This window comes from Nocardia brasiliensis IFM 10847, assembly GCF_000710915.1.
GTDB classification, from domain to species: Bacteria; Actinomycetota; Actinomycetes; order Mycobacteriales; family Mycobacteriaceae; genus Nocardia; species Nocardia brasiliensis_A.
In genome coordinates this window covers 76,136-97,242 of sequence record NZ_BAUA01000006.1, presented here as the reverse complement: position 1 = coordinate 97,242, position 21,107 = coordinate 76,136, and the positions used below count along the sequence as shown (strand labels likewise).

The 21,107-nt window shown below is 69.9% G+C and carries 7 protein-coding genes; all 7 read left to right on the top strand.

The window, feature by feature from the left end; all coding sequences use genetic code 11:
- Positions 1-690: 690 nt before the first annotated feature.
- The 7 genes from NBRGI_RS01355 to NBRGI_RS01325 are packed head-to-tail and all read left to right on the top strand — an operon-like array spanning position 691 to position 21,107.
- Entirely contained in the window at positions 691-1,452 is a 762-nt protein-coding gene (locus tag NBRGI_RS01355) for a CPBP family glutamic-type intramembrane protease (RefSeq protein WP_158439739.1), read from the top strand.
- 15 nt (positions 1,453-1,467) lie between these two features.
- Positions 1,468-4,773, top strand: coding sequence for a type I polyketide synthase (locus NBRGI_RS01350; RefSeq protein WP_081877871.1), 3,306 nt, complete (start codon positions 1,468-1,470; stop codon positions 4,771-4,773).
- On the top strand, positions 4,757-9,790 hold the full coding sequence (locus tag NBRGI_RS01345) for a non-ribosomal peptide synthetase (protein WP_029892410.1): 5,034 nt from the start codon (positions 4,757-4,759) through the stop codon (positions 9,788-9,790). The genes NBRGI_RS01350 and NBRGI_RS01345 overlap by 17 nt, the downstream gene beginning before the upstream one ends.
- Positions 9,787-12,759: a type I polyketide synthase gene (locus NBRGI_RS01340; protein WP_029892409.1), complete on the top strand. Its 2,973-nt coding sequence runs from the start codon at positions 9,787-9,789 to the stop codon at positions 12,757-12,759. The genes NBRGI_RS01345 and NBRGI_RS01340 overlap by 4 nt, the downstream gene beginning before the upstream one ends.
- On the top strand, positions 12,752-18,391 hold the full coding sequence (locus NBRGI_RS01335) for a non-ribosomal peptide synthetase (protein WP_051727402.1): 5,640 nt from the start codon (positions 12,752-12,754) through the stop codon (positions 18,389-18,391). The genes NBRGI_RS01340 and NBRGI_RS01335 overlap by 8 nt, the downstream gene beginning before the upstream one ends.
- A complete protein-coding gene (locus tag NBRGI_RS01330) occupies positions 18,388-20,154 on the top strand; it encodes a fatty acyl-AMP ligase (protein WP_051727401.1) in 1,767 nt (588 codons plus the stop codon). The genes NBRGI_RS01335 and NBRGI_RS01330 overlap by 4 nt, the downstream gene beginning before the upstream one ends.
- Positions 20,151-21,107 (top strand): hypothetical protein, encoded by a 957-nt coding sequence (locus NBRGI_RS01325; RefSeq protein ID WP_051727400.1) that lies wholly within the window; start codon positions 20,151-20,153, stop codon positions 21,105-21,107. The genes NBRGI_RS01330 and NBRGI_RS01325 overlap by 4 nt, the downstream gene beginning before the upstream one ends.

Below are 21,107 nucleotides of genomic sequence, written 5' to 3'. Positions count from 1 at the left end.
CTCGTGCGGCGGTACGACGGTGCCGGTTCGTGACCTGGCGGTGGACGGCGGCCGACGGGCAGGCGCGCGGTGCGGTCCCGGTGGGTGGCCGTCGCATGAACACTCGCGCATGTGGCGCGGCCGCTGCGCGGCGGCAATTTGGGGACGGGCACAAATGGCTTTGTTACTTGCTCCAGCGGTGGCAAACAATTGGCAATCATATTGCCGATACGCGATGTTGCGCCCGTTGGTGAGCAAAGTTTCGGGCAGTTGAACGGCCCGCGCCGCAGAGTTGACCGGCCTCGTCGAATTCGCCCCAATCGGGCGAAAAAACGGCGCAAATCAGACTTTCCGCACCGCTGATATGCGGAGGTATTTACTCCGTATATCAGCGGTGGTCCACCTCACAGGATCTTCCAGATGGAAGCTGTAGACAGTTATCTCAGTACGGGCGTACTGTCTGGCCGATGTGTTCAGGGACCAGCGGAGTAGGTGATGCTTCAGCTCGGGCAGTAGAGCGAATTTCACCGATGTGCGCTGAGTCTCCCACGGAATAGTTGTAACGCAAGGACGCGGACGACCCCATTCCATTCAGAAACAAATACCGACCCGACCGGAAGTGAACGGGGCTCCCCGATGGAAATATTCTGCATAGTCCTGCTCGTCTATCTCGTATTCGCTGAGCCATTCTTCGAGATATTCTCGGTCCGCGTGTTCACCCGTGAATTCGGGCAGCGGTCCGACGCTCGCGTGCGGCTGTACCAGGGCGGTGTGTTCCGAACCTGGGCCACGCTCGCGGTCGTCCTGGTCGCCTTCGCGATCAGCGGCACCTCGGTGCGCGAGCTCGGCCTGACCCACTTCGACACCGCGATCTTCCGTGGCTTCTCGTTGCCCGAGCAGATCATCAGCCTCGCCATCATTGCCGTCTACGTCTCGTATCTGTTTGGGCCCGTGCTGATTCCGCTGGTCGGCGGGCGTGCGGGCAGGGACTGGATCGCCCGCAAGATCGAGTACGTCGTGTTCATCACCCCGGAGAACTCGATCGAGCGCTTCTGGTGGCTGGCCAACTCGTTCAGCACGCCCGCCGAGGAGGTCGTCTACCGCGGCTTCACCCTCTACGCGGTCGCGCTGCTCTGGCCGGACCTGCCCTTCTGGGTGCTGGTCATCCTCGCGGGCGGCGTCATCGACGGCCTGCGGCACGGTTTCCGGCCCGCCGTCTCCGCGCAGGTGATTTTCGGCGGCGTCGCGCTCGCGCTCATGTACAAACTGACCGGCGCGATCTGGCCGACGATCGCCGTGAAGCTATTCCACGACCTGCGCGTTCTCGCATTCCCGCTGGCGCAGGCGCGCCGGAACCTGGCCGCTCGGGGATTATCCGAGATTCCGGGGAAAACCCTCGCCGAACAGAATGTCCCCGCCGACGCGGACAATCCTGACAACTCCGTGGAGTCTCGTACTTCTGTTTCTACGTAGTAGGGATAGCGTTAGATGTCTGCAGAAATGGCCCGTCGGACGGCCGACGAAATCAGCATGTTTCTCACCGAAACACTCAGTGAATTACTCGATATTGCCAGCGATGATGTTGCATTGAGTGAGCCGTTTTCCAGTTTCGGTCTCACCTCCGCGGTGGCCTTGGTATTCGTCGGCAAGATTTCCACCTGGATGGGCAAGCCGCTCCCGCCCGATCTGCCCTGGGAATACCCGACCGTGCACGCGCTGGCCGAAGGATTGGCGGCCGCACAGGACGGCCTCGTCCCGTTGCCGCAGGACAGCGCCGAGCCGGTGCCCGTGGCCACCGCGCGCCCGCACACCGGCCAGGAGCCGGTGGCGATCATCGGCATCGGCTGCGCCTACGCGGGGCTGCGCGGACCCGAGCAGCTATGGGAAACCCTGTGGCACGGAAAAGAATTGGTGGGCAAGGCGCCACGCAACCGATACGACCGGACGCAGGCCGCGGCGGACGCCGACGCGCCGGACGACCACCGCACTCCATGGTTCGGCTCCTTCCTCGACGACCCGTACGCGTTCGACGCGAACTACTTCGGCATCTCCGACGCCGAAGCCGCCGTGATGGATCCGCAGCAGCGGCTGCTCGCCGAGACCGTCGCGGACGCGTTCGAGGACGCGGGCGTGCCGATCGAGCGGCTGGCCGGGACCGCGACCGGTGCCTTCGTCGGCATCACCGCGGGTGAATACGCCCGCGGGGTCGGCCACGACCCGCACGCCGGGCTGCCGATCGCCGCCGTCACCGGGAATGCGGCCAGCATCGCCGCCAACCGCCTGTCCTATCAGTACGACCTGCGCGGGCCCAGCGTGAGCGTGGACACCGCGTGCTCGTCCTCGCTGGTCGCCCTGCATCTGGCGTTGCGCAGCCTGCACGACGGCGACTGCGACGTCGCGGTGGTCGGTGGCGTGAATCTGACGCTCGATCCGCATATCACGGCAGCGCTGGCCGAGGCGGGCATGATGGCCGCCGACGGACGCTGCAAAACCTTCGACGACCGCGCCGACGGTTACGTCCGCGGCGAGGGCAGCGCGGCCGTGGTACTGAAACCACTGGCCCAGGCGGAGCGCGACGGCGACCGGGTGTACGCGGTACTGCTCGGTTCGGCGGTCAACCAGGACGGCCGCACCAACGGCCTCACCGCGCCGAGCTTCCAGTCCCAGGTCGACGTACTGCGCCGGGCCTACCGGCGGGCCGGGGTCGATCCGCGCGACGTGCAGTACGTCGAGGCGCACGGCACCGGGACCATCCTGGGCGACGCCATCGAGGCCCGCGCGCTCGGCGCCGTGTTCGGCGAGAAGCGCACCGGCACCGGCGAATTCCTGGTCGGTTCGGCCAAGACGGTGGTGGGCCACCTGGAGGCGGCCGCGGGGATCACCGGTCTGGTGAAGACCGCGCTGGCGCTGCACCACGGTCAGGTGCCCGCCAACCTGAACTTCGAATCGCCCAGCAAGCACATCGCTTTCGCGGACCTGCCGTTCGAGGTGCCCACCACGAGCCGGGACTGGCCCGCGCACGGCGGCCGCGCGCTGGCCGGAGTGAGTTCGTTCGGCTTCGGCGGCACCAACGCGCACGCCGTGCTCACCGGTGCGCCCGCCGGGACCGTTCGGACACCGCCGCCGGTCCACCCCGAAAAGCCTTATCTGGTAAGCATTTCCGCGCGCAGCGAGCAGTCGACGCTGGCACTGGTGGACAGCTGGCTGGCACTGCTGCGCGACGGTTCGGCGCCGCCGGTCGCCGAACTCGCGCAGACCGCCACCGCGCGCCGGGCCCAGCACCCGTTCCGAATCGCGGTGCCCGCACGCGATCACGCGGACCTCGCGGATCAGCTCGCCGCGATCGCCGCTGGTTCGTTGCCACTGGGCGCGGCGGCGGGCCGGGTGCCGCGCAGCGGTCCCGGCCAGGTGGGCTTCGTCTTCACCGGTCAGGGCAATCAGTGGGTCGGCATGGGCCGCAAGCTGATTCGTCAGCAACCGGTGTTCCGGGACGCGCTGCTCGCGGTGGATCGTGAGCTGCGGATCGAACTCGGCTGGTCGACCTTCGCGGTGCTGGACCGCGGCGGCGACGCCGAAGCCCTGGCCGACACCGGCACCGCGCAGCCGGTGCTGTTCGCACTCCAGATCGCGCTCGCCGCCCTGTGGCGGTCGTGGGGGATCGTCCCCGCCGCGGTGGTCGGGCACAGCGTCGGCGAGATCGCCGCCGCACACGTGAGCGGTGCGCTGGATCTGCGCACCGCCGCACAGATCATCGCGGCCCGCGCGAAAGCGACCGCGCGCCTGCGGGACAACGGGTGCATGGCCGTGGTGAACCTGCCCGCCGCCGAGCTGGAACTGCCGCCGCGCGTGCATCTGGCCGGTACGAACGGGCCCAAGTGGACCCTGATCTCCGGGCACACCGCCGCCGTCGACGGCTTTCTCGCCCGGCTCGACGCCGAGCAGGTGATGACCCGGCGGCTGCCGGGCCGCTACGCCTTCCACTCGCCGCTGATGCTGGACTGCCTGCCGGAGTTCGTCGCCGACATGCCGTGCATCCAGCCGAGTTCGGGCAGCATCGCGTTCTACTCGACGGTCACCGGCGATCGGATCGACGGCACGCAGCTGAACGGCCTGTACTGGTCGGATCAGGTGGTGCGGCCGGTCGAGTTCGCGGCGGCGGTCGGCGCCATGATCGAGGCCAACGTCAGCTCCTTCATCGAGATCGGCCCGCATCCCGCGCTCAACGGGATGCTGAAGAGCCTGCTCCGCCACCATGATCGGCCCGGCATAGCGGTGCCGTCGCTGGTGCGCGACATCGACGACCTCTCGGTGCTGCTGGCCGCGGTCGGCGAGCTGCACGTGCGCGGGCACGAGATCCGCTGGGCCGGAGTGGATCCGGTGCACCGGCCGGCGGCACGGCTGCCGCTGTACCCGTACGACCGCAAGTCCTACCGGGTGGTCGACGGGGTCCCCAGCATCGAGTCCACGCCCGCGACCCGGACCACCGAGTTGTTCGCCGCCGACGCGGACTATGTCGCCCCGCGTACCGAATACGAACAGGTCGTCGCCGAGATGTGGGCGGAGTTGCTCGGTCTCGAGCAGGTCGGCGTGTTCGAGAACTTCTTCCGCATCGGCGGTCATTCACTGGCCGCGACCCAGTTCGTGCGCAGGCTGCGCGAGCTCTTCGAGATCGAGTTCGCCCTCCGACGGATGTTGCTGGAGCCAACCGTCGCCCAGGTGGCCGCGGCCTTGGAGGAACTCATGGTCGAGCAGGCCGATGCCCTTTTGGAGACCGCTCATGAACTCACCAGCTAGCAGCCTGGCCCTCGCGCGCCTGCGGGAACGCCGCGCGGCGGGTCTGGCCACGACCACTGTTCCGCTGCGCGAGGGCGCGGGCCCGTTCCCGGTCACCCCGGCCCAGCGCGGCATCTGGCTGCACGAGCAGCTGGCCGGTCATCCCGCGATCTACCATGTGCCGCTCGGCATCCGGATCGACGGGCCGCTGGACGCGGCGGCCCTGCGCGCGGCGGCGAATGCCGTGACGAGCCAGCACCACGCGCTGCGCACGATCTTCACCGAGACGCCCGACGGACTGCGGGCCGAGATCGTCGAGACCGACGGTGCCGATTGGCAGACACCGGATCTGCGCCTGGTGCCCGCGAAGTCCCGGGCGGCGGCCGTCGATCAGTTGCTCGAGACGCTGGCGACCGCGCCATTCGAGCCGGCGACACGGCCGCCGGTGCGCTGGGCGCTGATCCGACTGGCCGAGCAGCAGTGGCTGCTCGCGGTCGTCGCGCATCACCTGGTCCTGGACGGACTTTCGATCGCGCTGCTGTTCGATCAGCTCTGGCTGGCCTACGGCGCGCTGCGCCGCGGTGCGGAAACCGTGTTGTCCGCGCCGCCGCGGCAGTACGCCGACTATGCGGTGTGGAGCGCAGAACACGGTGCTCCGGCCACGCAGGCGGCCGCCGCCGAGCGCCGTGCCGCGCTGTTGCGTGGGGCGCCGCCGCTGGATGTCGCGATCGGCAGGCGGCCCCGGCGCGTCGGGAACAACGGTGCGCGCGTGGAGGATTCGTTCCCGCGCGAGGTGACCGCGGCGGTGCGCGCCGCCGCGGCGGCCAATGGGGTGCCGCCGTTCGTCTTCCTGCTCGCCTGCTACGAGCTGATCCTGGCGCACCGCTACGGTCGGTTCGACTTCTGCGTCGGCATCCCGATGGCGGCCCGGCCGTATGCCGAATTGGCCAAGACCATCGGGCATTTCGTGAACACGGTGCCGGTGCGCGCCGATGTCGCGCCCGGCCAGACCTTTCTGGACCTGCTGCATCGCACGCGCGATACCGCGATGGCGGCCTACGACGACGAGACCGTGCCGTTCGAGCGGATCGTCGAAGCCCTCGGCGGGCCGTGGGATCCGGCCTACAGCCCGGTGTTCCAGACCTTGTTCGTCCAGCAGGTGCTCGAGCGCCCAGACCTGAGCGAATGGGGCCTGAGCGTCGACTGGCACACCATTGATACCGGCGCGACGCTGTACGACCTGGTGATGCACGTCGCCGAGACGGGCTCGGAGCTGGTGGTGCAGCTCACCTACAACTCTGCGCTGCTGACCGCGACGGCCGCCGCCGAGCTGGCGCTGGACTTCCGTACGGTGGCGGCAGCCGCGGCGGCGGCCGCGCCGACCACCGAGGTGGAGGATTTGCTCGCCGCCCTCCCGGTGCGGACGTACGAGGTGAGCGACATCGACGGCGAGCAGGATTCGCTCGAACCCGAAGCCGCCCCGTTCGAGGCCCCGATCGGCGAGCGGGAGATCCGGCTGGCCGCACTGTGGTCCGCGGCGTTGGAGCGGCCCGATATCGGCCGCCACGACGATTTCTTCCTGCTCGGCGGTACCTCACTGGCGGCGACCCGGGTGATCTCGCAGATCCTCGACGAGTTCGGCGTGAGCGTCTCGCTGCGCGAGTTGTTCGAGAGCCCGACCATCGTCACGGCGGCGCGTTTGATCGAAGCCGCTGCGGCCCAGGGCGAGTCGTTGCCGCCGCTGTGCGCGCTGCCGCGCGCCGCGGACGCGCTGCTCGCGGTTTCCTACGCCCAGGAGCGGCTCTGGTTCCTGGAGACCCTCGATCCCGGCAACGCGACCTACATCATGCCCGGCGGGCTGTGGCTGCGCGGCGTGCTCGACGTCGCCGCACTGGAACACGCACTGGCACAGGTGGAGCAGCGGCACGAGGTGCTGCGCAGCGTCTACCGGACCACCCCGGACGGACAGCTGCGCCAGCTGATCCGCCCGTATACCGCACGGCCGCTGGAGGTCACGGATCTGAGCGAGCTGCCTGCCGAAGCCCGGCCCGGCGCGGCGGCAGACCTCGCGGCCCAGGTGTACCGGGCGCCGTTCGATCTCGCGGAAGGCCCGGTCTGGCGGTACCACCTGATCAAATCCGGCCCCGACGAATATCTGCTCGCCTTGGCGCTGCACCACATCGTGTGCGACGCCTGGTCGATCGCGGTACTGAGCCAAGAGGTCTCGGCGCACTATCGCGCCCGCACCGACCTGGACTCCGCGCCGCTGCCGCCGCTGACGGTGCAGTACGCGGATTACGCGGGCTGGCAGCGTGACAGCGCGGCGAGTCTTGCCGGGCAATTGGACTTCTGGCGTGGCGAGCTGGCGGACCCGACGGTCACCGAGATCCCCGGCGACCGTCCGCGTCCGGCTCGGCGCACCTCGCGCGGCGCGGTGGCGCGCCACTCGATCGATCCGCAGGTGATGGCGCAGGTCCGCGCGCTCGCCGCCCGGCAGGGCGTCACGACCTTCGCGGTGCTGCTCGCGGCCTTCTACACGGTGCTGAATCGGTATACCCGCCAACAGGATCTGATCGTCGCCTCCCCGATCGCCGGACGCACTCGCTCGGCGGTCGAGCCACTGGTCGGTTGCTTCTTGAACACGCTGGCGCTGCGCACCCAGGTCGACCCGGAGGAAACCTGCACCGGCTTGGTCGCCCGCGTCGGGCGGACCGTGCTCGCGGCGCACGCGAACCAGGACCTGCCGTTCGAGAAGGTCATCGAGGCGATGGTGCCGCACCGGGACATGAGCCGGACCCCGCTGGCCCAGGTCATGTTCAACTACCTGAACACGCCGCCGCCCACGCTCGACATGGCCGGACTCGAGGTCGAATTGGTCGACGCCCCACGGGCGACCGCCAAGATGGACTTCGATCTCACCGTCGACGAAACCGACGGCACCGTCAAGCTGAGCCTCGAATACAGTCTCGACCTCTACGACCAGCCCACGGCCGACCGGGCCCTGCGCCACTATGCGACCGCGCTGGCCGGGATCGTGGCGGACCCGGAACAGCTCGTCGGCGCGGTCGCGCTGGAGCGCACGGAACCGACTGCGGGCGAGCCGGATTGGGAGCTGCCCGGAACCGCGCTCGTACCGGTGGCCGAGCCGGGCGAGCGGCTGATCGATCGATTGGACGCGGTGATCGACGTGCGCGCCGACGCACCGGCGGTACGCGGCGACCAGCGCGTCACCAGTTACGCCGAACTGGACCTGCTCACCGCTGCGATCGCCAAGCAGCTCATCGGCGCCGGGTTGGACGGCAGCCGGGTCGCGCTGCTGTACGACCACACGCCGGAGAGTTTCGTCGCGGTGTGGGCGGCCTTGCGCGCGGGCGTGGCCTACGTCCCGCTCGATCCGCGGGCCCCCGAGGCCCGGCTGATCGAGATCCTCGAGGAGGCCGACGTGTCCGCGCTGGTGTGTGATCCGTCGCTGACCGCACTCGCGCGGGCCGTCGCGGGCGGCGCGCACGTGTTCACGGTCGCCGCGCGGGCCGATCATCCGGACCCCGCGCTCGGCGCGGTGCCCACCAATGACCTGTCGACATGGGCGAAATCGCATATCAGCGCCGACGATTTCGCTTACATCCTGCACACGTCCGGGTCCACCGGACGCCCGAAGGGCGTGGCGCAGAGCCGCGGCAACGCGTTGGCGCACGCGGTGACCTACGCGCGGCGGCTGCGCCTGGGCCCCGACGATATCGTCGCCGCGCCCGCGCGCTACACCTTCGATGCCGGTGTGCTGAATTCGTTCGGCGCGGCTGTGGCGGGCGCACAGCTGTGCGTGATCGATCCGCACAACTACGGTCCGGCCGCCTTGCGGGCAGAGATCGAGCGGGCCGGGATCACCGTTCTGCACTGCACCCCTACGCTTTTCCGCTACCTGCTGAGCGACGCCGACCGTCCGTGGACACCGCGGGCGTTGCGCCTCGTCGCGCTCGGCGGCGAAGAGGTGGTCCGAGGTGACGTCATCGACTTCGGCAAGCATTTCACCGACGCATGCAGGCTGGTGAGTCTGTACGGCCCGTCGGAATGCTCGGTGGCATTGCAGCACATCGTTTCTCCCGCGGACGCCGATCGCGCGGGCGTGCCGATCGGCCGTCCGGTCGAGGGAGTGGCGGTGGACCTGGTGGACGCCGCGGGCCGGCCCACGGAGGTGTACGGCGAGATCGCCTTGCGCAGTTCCCATGTGGCCCTCGGCTATTGGCATCGACCGGAGCTCACCGAGCGGGTGTTCGGCACCGGCGGCGACGGCGTGCCGTACTACCGCACGGGCGATCTGGCCCGGCGCCTGCCCGACGGCAAGCTCGTCTTCGTCGGCCGCAAGGACCGGCAGGTCAAGATTCGCGGCCACCGGGTGGAGCCGGGGGAGGCCGAGACCTTCCTGCGCGCACACCCGACGGTCGCCGAAGCGGCGGTGGTGCTCGACGCCGACGCCGAGGTGCCGCGGTTGGTCGCCTATCTCACCCAGGAGGGCCCGCTCGAGCCCGACTACCTGGAGTTGTCGGCGTTCCTGCGAACCAGGCTGCCCGACTACATGATTCCATCGGCCTACATGGTGCTCGACCGGCTGCCGCGTGGCCTCACGGGCAAGTTGGACCGCGCGAAGTTGCCCAAGATCGCCCCGGCCGCGCCGCCGGTGTACATCGCCCCGAGCACAGAGCTGGAGCGCGTCGTGGCCGAGGTGTGGGCGCAGGTGCTCGATCGAGAGGTCGGCCTGGGGCAGAACTTCTTCGACCTGGGCGGGCATTCGCTCGCCGTGGCCCGGGTGCGCGGCCTGCTGGAGCGGCGGCTCGGCGTCGAACTGGCGATGACCGACCTGTTCGCCGCGCCGACCGTCGACGGACTCGCGAAAGTTCTGGCCGGTCGGGCGAGTGCACCGGAGGAAGGGGACCGCGGGCTCGACCGGCGCGCGGCCGCCGCGCGCCGGCGGGCCCACCGCCAAAGCGCGGGGTCGCCCGCGCCGCACCTGTCCGACGACGAGAGCGGGGACCCGCGATGACGCACGACGACAACGATTTCCGGATCGCCGTGATCGGCATGGCCTGCCGCTTCCCTGGCGCGGACACGGTCACCGAGTACTGGCGCAACCTGTGCGAAGGCCGCGAATCGGTGCGCCCGCTCGCGCGGGAGACCATGCCCACCGACCCGCCCGCCGGTTATGTGCACGTGGGCGCGTTGCTGCCGGACGCGGACAAGTTCGACGCGGAGTTCTTCGACATGAGCCCGCGGGAGGTCCAGTTGACCGACCCGCAACAGCGCTTGTTCCTGCTGTGCGCGTGGGAAGCGTTGGAGGACAGCGGCCGCCTCGCCACGGAGAACCCCGGCGCCGTCGGCGTTTTCGCGGGCGCGGGCCTGAGCACCTATCTGCTGCGCAATCTGGCCGGGCACGCGAGCCTGTTCCAGACCCCTAGTTCGCAACTGCACGCCCTGCACGGCAACGCTTCGGACTACCTGGCCACCAAGGTCTCCTACAAGCTCAACCTGACCGGACCGAGTTTCGCGGTGCAGACCGCGTGTTCCACCTCGCTGGTCGCGATTCACCAGGCGGCACAGGCCCTGCTGGACTTCCAGTGCGATGTGGCGCTGGCCGGCGGTGCGAGCGTGCAGGTACCGCAGCAAGCCGGTTACATCTACGAGGAAGGCTCGATCCTGTCCCCGGACGGGCACTGCCGGGCGTTCGACGCCGACGCCGGTGGCACCGTATTCGGTTCCGGCGTAGGCGTCGTCGTGCTCAAACGGCTCGCCGACGCGCTGGCCGACGGCGACCGGGTGCACGCCGTGATCCTCGGTTCCGCGGTGAACAACGACGGCGCCGACAAGATCGGCTACACGGCGCCTGGCATCGCGGGCCAGCGGGCCGTCATCCGAGAGGCTTTGTCGGCGGCCGGGATCGGGGCCGACACCATCGGCTACGTCGAAGCGCACGGCACCGGAACGAAACTGGGTGACCCGATCGAGATCGCGGCGCTGAGCGCCGCCTATCGTGAGCACACGGCGGCCACGCAGTACTGCGCGCTGGGCTCGGTGAAAACCAATGTCGGCCACTTGAATTCCGCGGGTGGTGTCGCCGGTTTCATCAAAGCGGTGCTGACGGTGCGCGACGGCCGCATCCCGGCCAGCCTGCACTACCGCAGGCCGAACCCCGAGATCGACTTCGCGTCCGGCCCGTTCTACGTGAACACCGAGCTGAAAGAGTGGTCCGCCGAGGTGCGCCGGGCCGGGGTGAGCGCGTTCGGCATCGGCGGCACCAACGCGCACGTCATCGTGGAACAACCGCCGGAACCCGCCGCCGTCGCGGCGGCGGGCGGCCCCCGCGTGCTGCTGATCTCGGCGCGCACTCCGCAGGACGCCGACCGTGCCGCCGCCCGACTGGCCGCCCATCTCGACGACACCGACGTCGAATTGGCTGCTGTCGCACACACGTTGGCGCATCGCCGGCGCCGGTTCCCGCATCGCCGCATGGTGGTGGCGAGCACGACGGCGCAGGCGGCCACGGCGCTGCGCAAGCCCGCGGTGGGCGAGGCGGTGCCCGCACCGGCGGTGGCGTGGTTGTTCCCCGGGCAAGGGGTCGCACTCGGCGCGGCGGTACTCGAACTCGCGGCCACCGTCGGTCCGTTCGGCAGCCGCCTGCGTGAGTGCGCGGACCTGCTGCGCGCGGACGGGTTCGAGCTGGACGCGGCGATCCGGCAGGCCGAGGGCACCGAGCAGACCCAGGTCGCGTTGTTCGCGGTGGAATACGCGCTGGCGGACATGTGGCGCGAGTTCGGCGTCGCGCCGACGGAACTGCTCGGGCACAGCCTCGGCGAGCTGGTCTGCGCCACCCTGGCCGGCGTCTTCGAACTGCCCGACGCGCTGCGCCTGATGGTCGCGCGCGGGCGGATCATGGCGGCCGCGCCGCCCGGCGGGATGCTCGCGATCTCCCAGGGCGCGGACGCCGTCGCGGCACGCCTGCCTGAGGACGTGTGGCTGGCCGCGGACAATTCCGCGACCCGCTGTGTGGTCGCGGGCGCGCCCGCGGCATTGCTCCGGCTCTCGGATGAGCTGTCCGCGGAAGGCGCGGCCAGCTCACTGCTTCCAGTCGGGCACGCCTTCCACACGCCGCTGATGGACGAGGCCGCGGCAGGTTTCGCGGAGCTGGTGCGCGGCGTACCCCGCCGGACGCCGCGAACACCGTTCTGGTCGAACGTGACCGGCGCCCCGATCACCGCCGAGCAGGCGGTGGACCCGGCGTACTGGGCCCGGCAGATGACCAGCACGGTCCGCTTCCGGGAGGCGGCCCTCGGGCTGCTCGCCCGCAATCTGTCCACCGTCGCGCTCGAGGTGGGCCCGGGCAAATCGCTGGTCTCGTTCCTGCGTACCGCCGGGCGCGGATCGGCCACGGTCGGCACGCTCGGCGTCGGCCTCGGCGCCGGTGCGCCGGAGTCGGCGATCGTCGAGGCGGCCGGTCGCCTGTGGTTGTCCGGCGTGGACGTCGACTTCGAGGCGATCTACGGCGACCGGACGCCCGCGACGGTCTGTCTGCCCACGTATCCCTTTGCGCTGAAGCGCTATTGGGTCGATCCACCGGAGACCGCGCCCACCCGCGTCCGCACGGTCGAGCACACCCCTGCGGCTACCGACGCGAGCGATACCGCGGGTGCCGAAGAGGACGAGTTCGTCGCGGCGGTGCGGCAGCGCGTGCGCGCGGTGTGGTGTGCCGCCCTGGGCGTGGACGCGGTCGGCGTCGACGCGAATTTCTTCGAGCTGGGCGGCGATTCGCTGCTCGCGGTGCACGTCGCCACCCAGCTGCGCGCCATCTTCCCGTTGGAACTCGCACTCGGCGAACTGTTCGCGGGTCCGACCGTCGCGGGGATGGCCGAAACCATTGCCGCGCACCTGATGCGCCGGCTGGACGAGCTGTCCGACAGCGAGGTCGAACTGCTGCTGAATCAGCCCGGGGCGGCCGAAGAACGGAGCAACAATGCCTGAACTCGTCGATACCGGCGCCTCCCGCCGTGCGTTGCTACGGCGCTGGGCCGCGGGCAACACGCCGCGCGCGGCCATTCCCCGCCGGCCCGACCCCACCGCGGCCGCGCCGCTTTCGGCCGCGCAACAGCGGATCTGGTTCCTGGAGCAGCTGTTTCCCGACCGGGCGACGTACACGATGCCGCTGGCGCTGCGCCTGCGCGGCCACCTGGATATCGCCGCACTGCAGGGCGCGCTCTCGCTGGTGGTGGCCAGGCACGAATCGCTGCGCACCAGTATCGAAGTGCGCGAGGGCGTTCCGGTACAGGTGGTCGGGCCGGTGGCCCCGCTGCCGATGACCGTGGTGAGCCCGGCGCAGCTGGACCCGACGCGACCGCTCGCCGACGCGATGGCACAGGTCGAGCAGTTCAGCCGGACGGTGTTCGACCTGTCCGGCCCGCTGGTCGAGGTGCTGCTGGTGCGGCTCGGCGCGGACGACGCGATCTTCGCCGTGGCGATGCACCACATCATCTCCGACGGTTGGTCCCTCGGCGTGTTCGCCACCGAGTTGATGTCGGCCTACGCCGATCTCACCGCGGGACGGCACGCGCCCGAGCTGCCGGAATTGCCGCTGCAGTACCCCGACTACGCCGTCTGGTTGCAGGATCTCGCGCAGCGCGACAAGTTCGGCGCCGACCTCGACTACTGGCGCGGTGTGCTCGGTGACGAGCCGCCGCTGGTGACGTTCCATCCGGATCGGCCTCGTGCGCTCGAGCCGGAGAACCGCGGGGCGCGGGTGCTGTTCACGATTCCGGCCCCGGTGCTGGCCGGCCTGCGCCACCTGGCCGACCAGGTCAGGGTGAACGACCGTCCCGCAACGCTGTTCATCGCGCTGATGGCGGGATTCAAGGCGCTGCTGCGGTATTACACCGGGGCGGAGGACATCACCGTCGGGACGCCGATCGCGGGCCGCACCCGGCCCGAGATCGAGCCGCTCATCGGGTTCTTCGTCAACGCGCTCGCCTTGCGCACCGACCTGTCCGGGGCGCCGACCTTCCGGGAACTGCTGGCCCGCGAGCAGCGGGTGGTCTTCGACGCGTTCGATCACCAGGAGGCCCCGTTCGATCTGGTCGTCGAACACGTGCGCCCCGACCGGGAACTGAGCCATTCGCCGCTGTTCCGCACCGCCGTAGTGCTACAGAACACCAGCCTGCCCGAACTCGCCATCCCCGGCCTCGACGCCGAGTACGTCGAAGTGCATTCGGGCACTACCAAATTCGACGTGCTGGTGACCCTGCGGCAGGTCGGTGCCGAACTGGCCGGCGCGTTCGAATACGACGTCGACCTCTACGACGAGCCGACCGTGTCCGCGATCGCCCGGCATTTCGTCGCCCTGTTGACCGCGGTGGTCGCTGCGCCGGATACCGCGCTCCCGGAACTGGACTTCCTCGAATCCGGTGAACGCCAGCGGGCGCTCGCCGCCGCGCTGCCGTGTGCGCCTGCCGCCACGGCGCGACGCACGCTGCACGAATTGTTCGCGGCCCAGGCGATCCAGACGCCCGAGGCGGTGGCGCTCACCTTCGGCGACAGCGCGCTGACCTATGCCGAACTCGCCTCCGCCGCAGATGGGTTGGCCCGCCGACTGCGGGCCCGAGGCGTCGATCGCGGGTCCTTCGTCGGCATTCACCTCGAACGCGGCGCCGACGTGGTGGTGGCGATCCTCGCCGTGCTGCGCGCCGGCGGCGCCTACGTGCCGCTGGACCCGATGTATCCGGCGGACCGGATCGAGTTCATGATCGCCGATTCCGGTGCGCGCCTGGTGATCAGCCACAGTTCGCTGATCTCGGCGACCGAGCGCGTGGGTCCGGAACTGCTGCTGATCGACGAGTTGCCCGCGGAATCCGTGCCGGATCTGCCGGCGGCGCAGGCCGAACCGCACGACCCGTGCTATGTCATCTACACCTCCGGATCGACGGGGGTGCCGAAGGGCGTCGTGATCGAGCACGCCAATGTGGTGCGCCTGTTCTCGACCACCGCTCGCTGGTACGACTTCGGCGCGCGGGACGTGTGGACGATGTTCCACTCCTACTCTTTCGACTTCTCGGTCTGGGAAATGTGGGGCGCGCTGCTCTACGGCGGCCGCCTGGTGGTGGTGCCCGGCTCGGTGAGCCGGTCCACCGCCGAGTTCGCGGAACTGCTTGCGCGCGAGCAGGTCACGGTGCTGAACCAGACGCCGTCCGCGTTCACTCAGTTGCTGCGTGCGCTGCAGAGCGCGCCCGGCGCCGAACTCGCGGTGCGCTGGGTGATCTTCGGTGGCGAGGCGCTCGACCTCGCCACGCTCACGCCGTGGTTCGACCGGTTCGGCCAGGCCGCACGCCTGGTGAACATGTACGGCATCACCGAAACCACCGTGCACGTCACCTACCGCGAACTCACCAGGGCCGACGTGGAATCGGCGGCGGGCAGCCTGATCGGTGTGCCGCTGCCGGATCTCGGGGTGCTGATCGTCGACCCCGCGGGACGTCCCGTGCCCGACGGCGTGGCAGGGGAGATGCTGGTGTCCGGCCCGGGCGTGGCCCGCGGCTACCTCAACCGCGACGACCTCACGGCCGAAAGATTCGTGGCGAGCCCGGCGCTGGACGGCCGCCGCGTCTATCGCACCGGCGATCTGGCCCGCCGCCGCGCCGACGGTGACCTCGAATATCTGGGTCGGATCGATCAGCAGGTCAAGGTGCGCGGCTTCCGGATCGAGCTCGGCGAGATCGAGGCGGCGATCACCGCGCACCCCGGCGTGGACGAGTCGGTCGTGGTGGCGCGCAAGGACTCCGGCGGAAACGTCTCGCTGGTCGCCTATTTCACGCCGGGCGAGGTGGCGGCGGACGCGGCCGAAGCCGAACAGGATCAGGTCGCCAATTGGCAGGTGGTGTTCAACAGCACCTATCGGCAGGAGCGCGAAGGCGACGCCGATTTCGACATCTCCGGCTGGAACAGCTCCTACACCAATGCCGCCATTCCCAAAGAGCACATGCGGGAGTGGGTCGAGGCCACGGTCGCGGCCGTGCGTTCGCTCGCACCTCGCCGAATTCTCGAGATCGGTTGTGGCACCGGCCTGCTGCTGTCGCGCCTGGCGCCGCTGTGCGAGGTCTACGACGCCACCGACGTGTCCGCCTCCGCCATCGAGAACGTCCGGGCGAAGATCGTCGACCCCGATCCCGAGCTGGCGCACGTCCGGCTGGAGCTGTGTGCCGCCGACGAACTGCCCGCCGACCTCACCGGTGCCTACGATGTCGTGCTGATCAACTCGGTGGTGCAGTACTTCCCGAGCGCCGACTACCTCAGCCGGGTGCTGCGCGACGCGGCCGAGCTGCTCGCGCCCGAGGGCGTGCTGTTCGTCGGCGACGTCCGGGATCTGGTGCTCAGCGAATCGTTCCACGCGACAGTCGAGGCGACCAACGCGCCGTCGGCGGGTGCGAGTGAACTCGCGCCCGCGGTGCGCGCGGCGCTCGACCGGGACGCCGAATTGGTGATCTCGCCGAAGTATTTCGAGGATTTCGTCGCCGCGAGCCCGGTGCTGACCGGCAGCCGCTTTCGGCTCAAGCGCGGTGTGCAGCTCAACGAGATGTCCCGATTCCGCTACGACGCCGTGCTGTACGCGGGCGCCCGCGGACTTCCGGTGCGGCCCAAGGTGCTCGACGCGACGACGACGCCGCAGCGACTGGCCGAAGTCCTGGAACAGGACCGGCCCGCGGCCGTGCTCGTCACCGATGTGCTCGACGCCCGGGTGGCCGGACCGCTCGCGGTGGTCGAGGAGCTACGGCGGGGCCGGGCGAGCGCCGCCCAGATCCGCGCGTTGCTGGCCGATTCCGGCGGCGTCAGTCCCGAGGACTATCTCGCGCTCGCCGATCGGGTGCCGTATCGGATCGAGGCGCTGCGTCGCCCCGGTGGGCGCTACGACGTCGTGGCGACCGGCTGGGATGTCGCGCTGTCCGGTGCGCCGGCGCGGGCCGCCGAATGGCCCGATGATCTGATCGTCTCGGATCCGCTGCGGGTCAAGGCGCGCGACGATCTCGTGGTCGACGTGCGGGCCCACCTGGCGCGCCGGTTGCCCCAGCACATGGTGCCGGCGGCGGTGCTGGTGCTGGACGAATTCCCGTTGACCACCAACGGAAAGCTGGACCGTCGCGCGCTGCCCGCACCGGTGCTGCGCCGCAACCCGGTGGCCTACGAGCCGCCGCGCACGCCGCTCGAACAGCGGGTTGCCGGGGTCTTCGCGCAGGTGCTCGGCATTCCCCGGGTCGGCCGGGAAGACAACTTCTTCGATCTCGGCGGCCACTCGCTGCTCGCGGCGCAGCTCATCCTGCGCCTGAAAGAAACTTTCGGCGAGGACATTCCGCTCGGCTCGCTGTTCGCCCGGCCGACGGTCGCCGGTGTGGTGGCGCTGCTGGCGGGACAGACGTCGACGGAGGCGGCGATCGACCTGGCCGCCGAGGTGGCCGCTGTCGTCGAATCCTGGCCCGCCGGACCGTGGGTCACCGCACGGCCGGACACGGGGGAGGTGCTGCTCACCGGTGCGACCGGCTTCGTCGGTGCGTTCCTGCTCCGGGAACTGCTGGAGCGCACCGAATCCCGGGTGCACTGCCTGGTCCGCGCGGACACCCCGGAGGCGGGCCTGGCCCGGCTCGCGGCGACCTTCGACGCCTACGAGCTGCCGCGCACCGCGTTCGACCGGGTCGTGCCGGTCCTCGGTGATCTGGGTGAACCACGACTCGGCCTGAGCGAGAAGCAGTTCCTGCTGCTCGGCCGCACGATCGACGCGATCTATCACAACGGCGCGCACGTGAATTTCGCGCTGCCGTACCAGGTGCTGGCGGCGGCCAATGTGCGCGGCACCGACGAACTCCTCACGCTGGCCCGCAACAGCGGTGCGCCACTGCATTTCGTGTCCTCGCTGTATGTGCTCGGCCCCGGCGACGCGGTGGACGGCCGGGTCGTCGAACAGCTGCCCGCGCAGGACCCGTCGCAACTGTCCCTGGGCTACCTGCGCAGCAAGTGGGTCGCCGAGCGCCTGGTCTGCGCGGCCGGTGCGCGCGGCTTGCCGGTCAACGTGTTCCGGCTCGGTCGCATCGGTGGCGACAGCCGCACCGGCGCCTGCCAGACCAGCGACTTCTTCTGGCTGCTCGTCAAAGCCAGCCAGGAGGTCGGCCGCGCACCCGAGGTGGACTTCGCGGTGGATCTGGCGCCGGCCGACTTCACCGGCGCGGCCATGGTCGAACTGGCCCGCGACACCCCGCCCGGCACACATATCTATCACGTGCGCAACCCCGCACCGGGTTCCTTCGCCGACGCCGTCGGCTGGCTGCGGGCGAGCGGCACGCCGGTGCGGCTGGTGGCCCTCGACGAGTGGCGTGCCGCGATCGCCGCGCACGCGGCCGAGGCGGGTCCGGGGTCGGCGTCCTACCGCGTGCTGAGTCTGTTGAACGCCGGTGACGGGCTGACGCCGCTGATCCAGTTCGAGGTCGACGACGCGGTCACCGCGCTGGAGCAGCTCGGCGTGCACTGCCCGCCGGTCGCGCGCGACCTGTTCACCCGCTACCTGGATTACTTCCGCAAGGTCGGCTTCCTCGCCGCGCCGTCACCACAGGAGGTCGGAGTATGACCACGACACTGCTCACCGGGGGCGATATCGAATACGACACGCTGGTGCGCGCGCTGACCAGACAGGCCGCCCAGCATCCGGACCGGCTCGCCTACAGTTTCCTGAGCTACCCCGATTCGACCTCGGCGGTCGGCGTTACCGACTCGCTCACGTACGCCGAAATCGACCGTGCGGCAAGGGCGTACGCGGCCACGCTGCTCCAGGTGGCGCACCCGGGGGACCGGGCCGTACTGCTGCTGCCGCCGGGCCTGGAATACGTGAAAGCGTTCTTCGGCTGTCTGTACGCCGGCATCATCGCGGTGCCGCTGTATCCGCCGAGCGCGCACAACTCCAACGGCCGGATCGACGCGGTGTGCGTCGACGCCGACCCGGCCTGCCTCGTCACCACCGACGACGCGCTACCCAATGTGACCGCGTGGCTGGACAATTCGCCGACCGACACGACCCGGCTGATCGTGACCACCGGCGAGGTGGACGCGCGGCTGGCGACCGACTGGGAGCCGGTGCTGGTCGATCGGGAACAGATCGCGTTGCTGCAGTACACCTCCGGCTCCACCCGCACCCCCGCGGGCGTGATGGTGCCGCACCGTGGCCTGCTCGCCAACGCCAGGCAGACCTACCAGATGATGTACCACGTCGGAGTGGGCCCCGAGGACGAGGTCGGCTTCGTCAGCTGGCTGCCGCTGTTCCACGATATGGGCCTGATGGTCGGCGTCATCATGCCGATCATCAACGGCCACGGCGTGGTTCAGATGTCGCCCACCTCGTTCCTGCGCCGGCCGCAACGCTGGTTGCGGGCGATCAGCGACCATCCCGCACAGGTCTTCGCCGCCTCCCCGAACGTGGGCTATGAACTGTGCGCCGAACGGGTCGGCCCCGAAGAACTCGACGGCATCGACCTGAGCCGCTGGCGCTATGCCCTCTCGGGCGCCGAGCCGGTGCGGGTCAGCACGATCCGGAAGTTCTACGCCGCCTTCGCCGGACACGGCCTGTCCGAGTCGAGCCTGATCGCCGGGTACGGTCTGGCCGAGGCGACACTGCTGGTCTCGGTCAACTGGCGCACCCTGTCCGGCGTGCAGACCGTCACGGTGGACCGCGCGGCGCTCGCCGCGGGGTCCGTGGTGGTCGCGCCGGAGGGTGCCGACATCGTCAGCGGTGGCGCCCCGGCACCCGGCACGGCGGTCCAGATCGTGGATCCGGACACCAGGGAGCCGCTGCCCGAGAACCGGCTCGGCGAGATCTGGGTGCACGGGCCGTCGCTCTGCTCGGGCTACTTCAACCGGCCCGCGGAGACCGAAGCGACCTTCCGGGGCGAACTCTCGCCGCGCGACGGCAAATACTACCTGCGCACCGGCGACATCGGATTCCTGCACGACGGGGAGGTCTATCCGACCACCCGGCTCAAGGACCTGATCATCATCGACGGCCGCAACTACTACCCGCCGGATCTCGAAGACGCCGCAGAGCAGGCGCATCCGCTGGTGCTGCCGGGGCGCTGCTCGGCCTTCTCCATCGAAGTCGGCGTGCAGGAGAAGATCGTGGTGCTGGTCGAGGCCCGAATTCCGGCCGAGGACACCACGACGGCCCAGGAACTACTGAACGCCGTGCGCGAAGCCATCTTCCGGGTGCACGACGTCGGCGTGCACGAGGTGTTGCTGCTGAGCCCCGGCGGGATTCCCCGCACGTCGAGCGGCAAGATCCAGCGCTCGGCCTCGCGCACCGCCTACCTCGACGGCACGCTGCGGGTGCGAGGCGAGAAATGACGACGGCACTGTCCACGCACGGCGACAAACTGACCTGCTTCACCGCGGCGCTGGCGAGCGCGCTGCTGGCTCGCGGCGAAACCCGGTGGTGGCGGCCGCTGCTCGCGGGCGGCCCGACGCTGGCGGTCACCCCCGCCGAGCAGGATCTGCTGCTGTTCGAACACGACGCCACCGCGCCGCTGCCCGCGCTGGGGTTCGCCGTGCACGGCGACGACGACTGGGCCACCGCGTATCACGCGCTGGAAGAGCAGGTGGCCGCGCACGGTTCGGTCGTGCTGCTCGCCGACATCTTCCACCTGCCGTGGCAGCACGGCTATCAGAAATGGCACGCGCCGCACTGGCTCGCCATCGTGGCCACCGTCGACGGCTGGGTGGTGGAGGACCCGCTCACCATGACCACCGAGCTCGGACTGCAAGCCGGGCAACGGGTTCCGGTGCTCTCGGCGGCCGAACTGCGGGAGTGGTCGGTGAGTCTCGGCCCGGGCGACACGGTCGCGCTGCTGCGCGAACAAGCGATGGCGGGCACCTCGCAGATCCAGGCGGGCCGGACCTATCGCTGGCTGCAGACCGGCCCAGCCGCACTGCTCGCGCCACGAGCGGACCGGCTGGTGGGTGCGGACGCGCTGGTGGCCTTGGCGAGCCGCTATCAATTCGCCTCGACCCCTGACGATTTCACCCAGCTCGATGACCTGTGGCAGGCCCTGCGTCAGCGCGAACTGCTGCTGTGGGCCGCGGAATTCGACGACGAAGTGCTCGACGACGCGGGCCGTGCACACTGGGAGCGCGCGGTGGCCCTGTGGCGCAAACTACCGCCCCTGCTGATGCACGCCCGGATGCGGGCCGCCGCGGGCGGCACCGTGCAGACCGCGCGTATCGCCGAAAACTTGCTCGCCCTGTCCGAATACGAAGGCAAGCACCTGGCCTTCGCGCACCGCCGACCGGAAGGAGCGTAG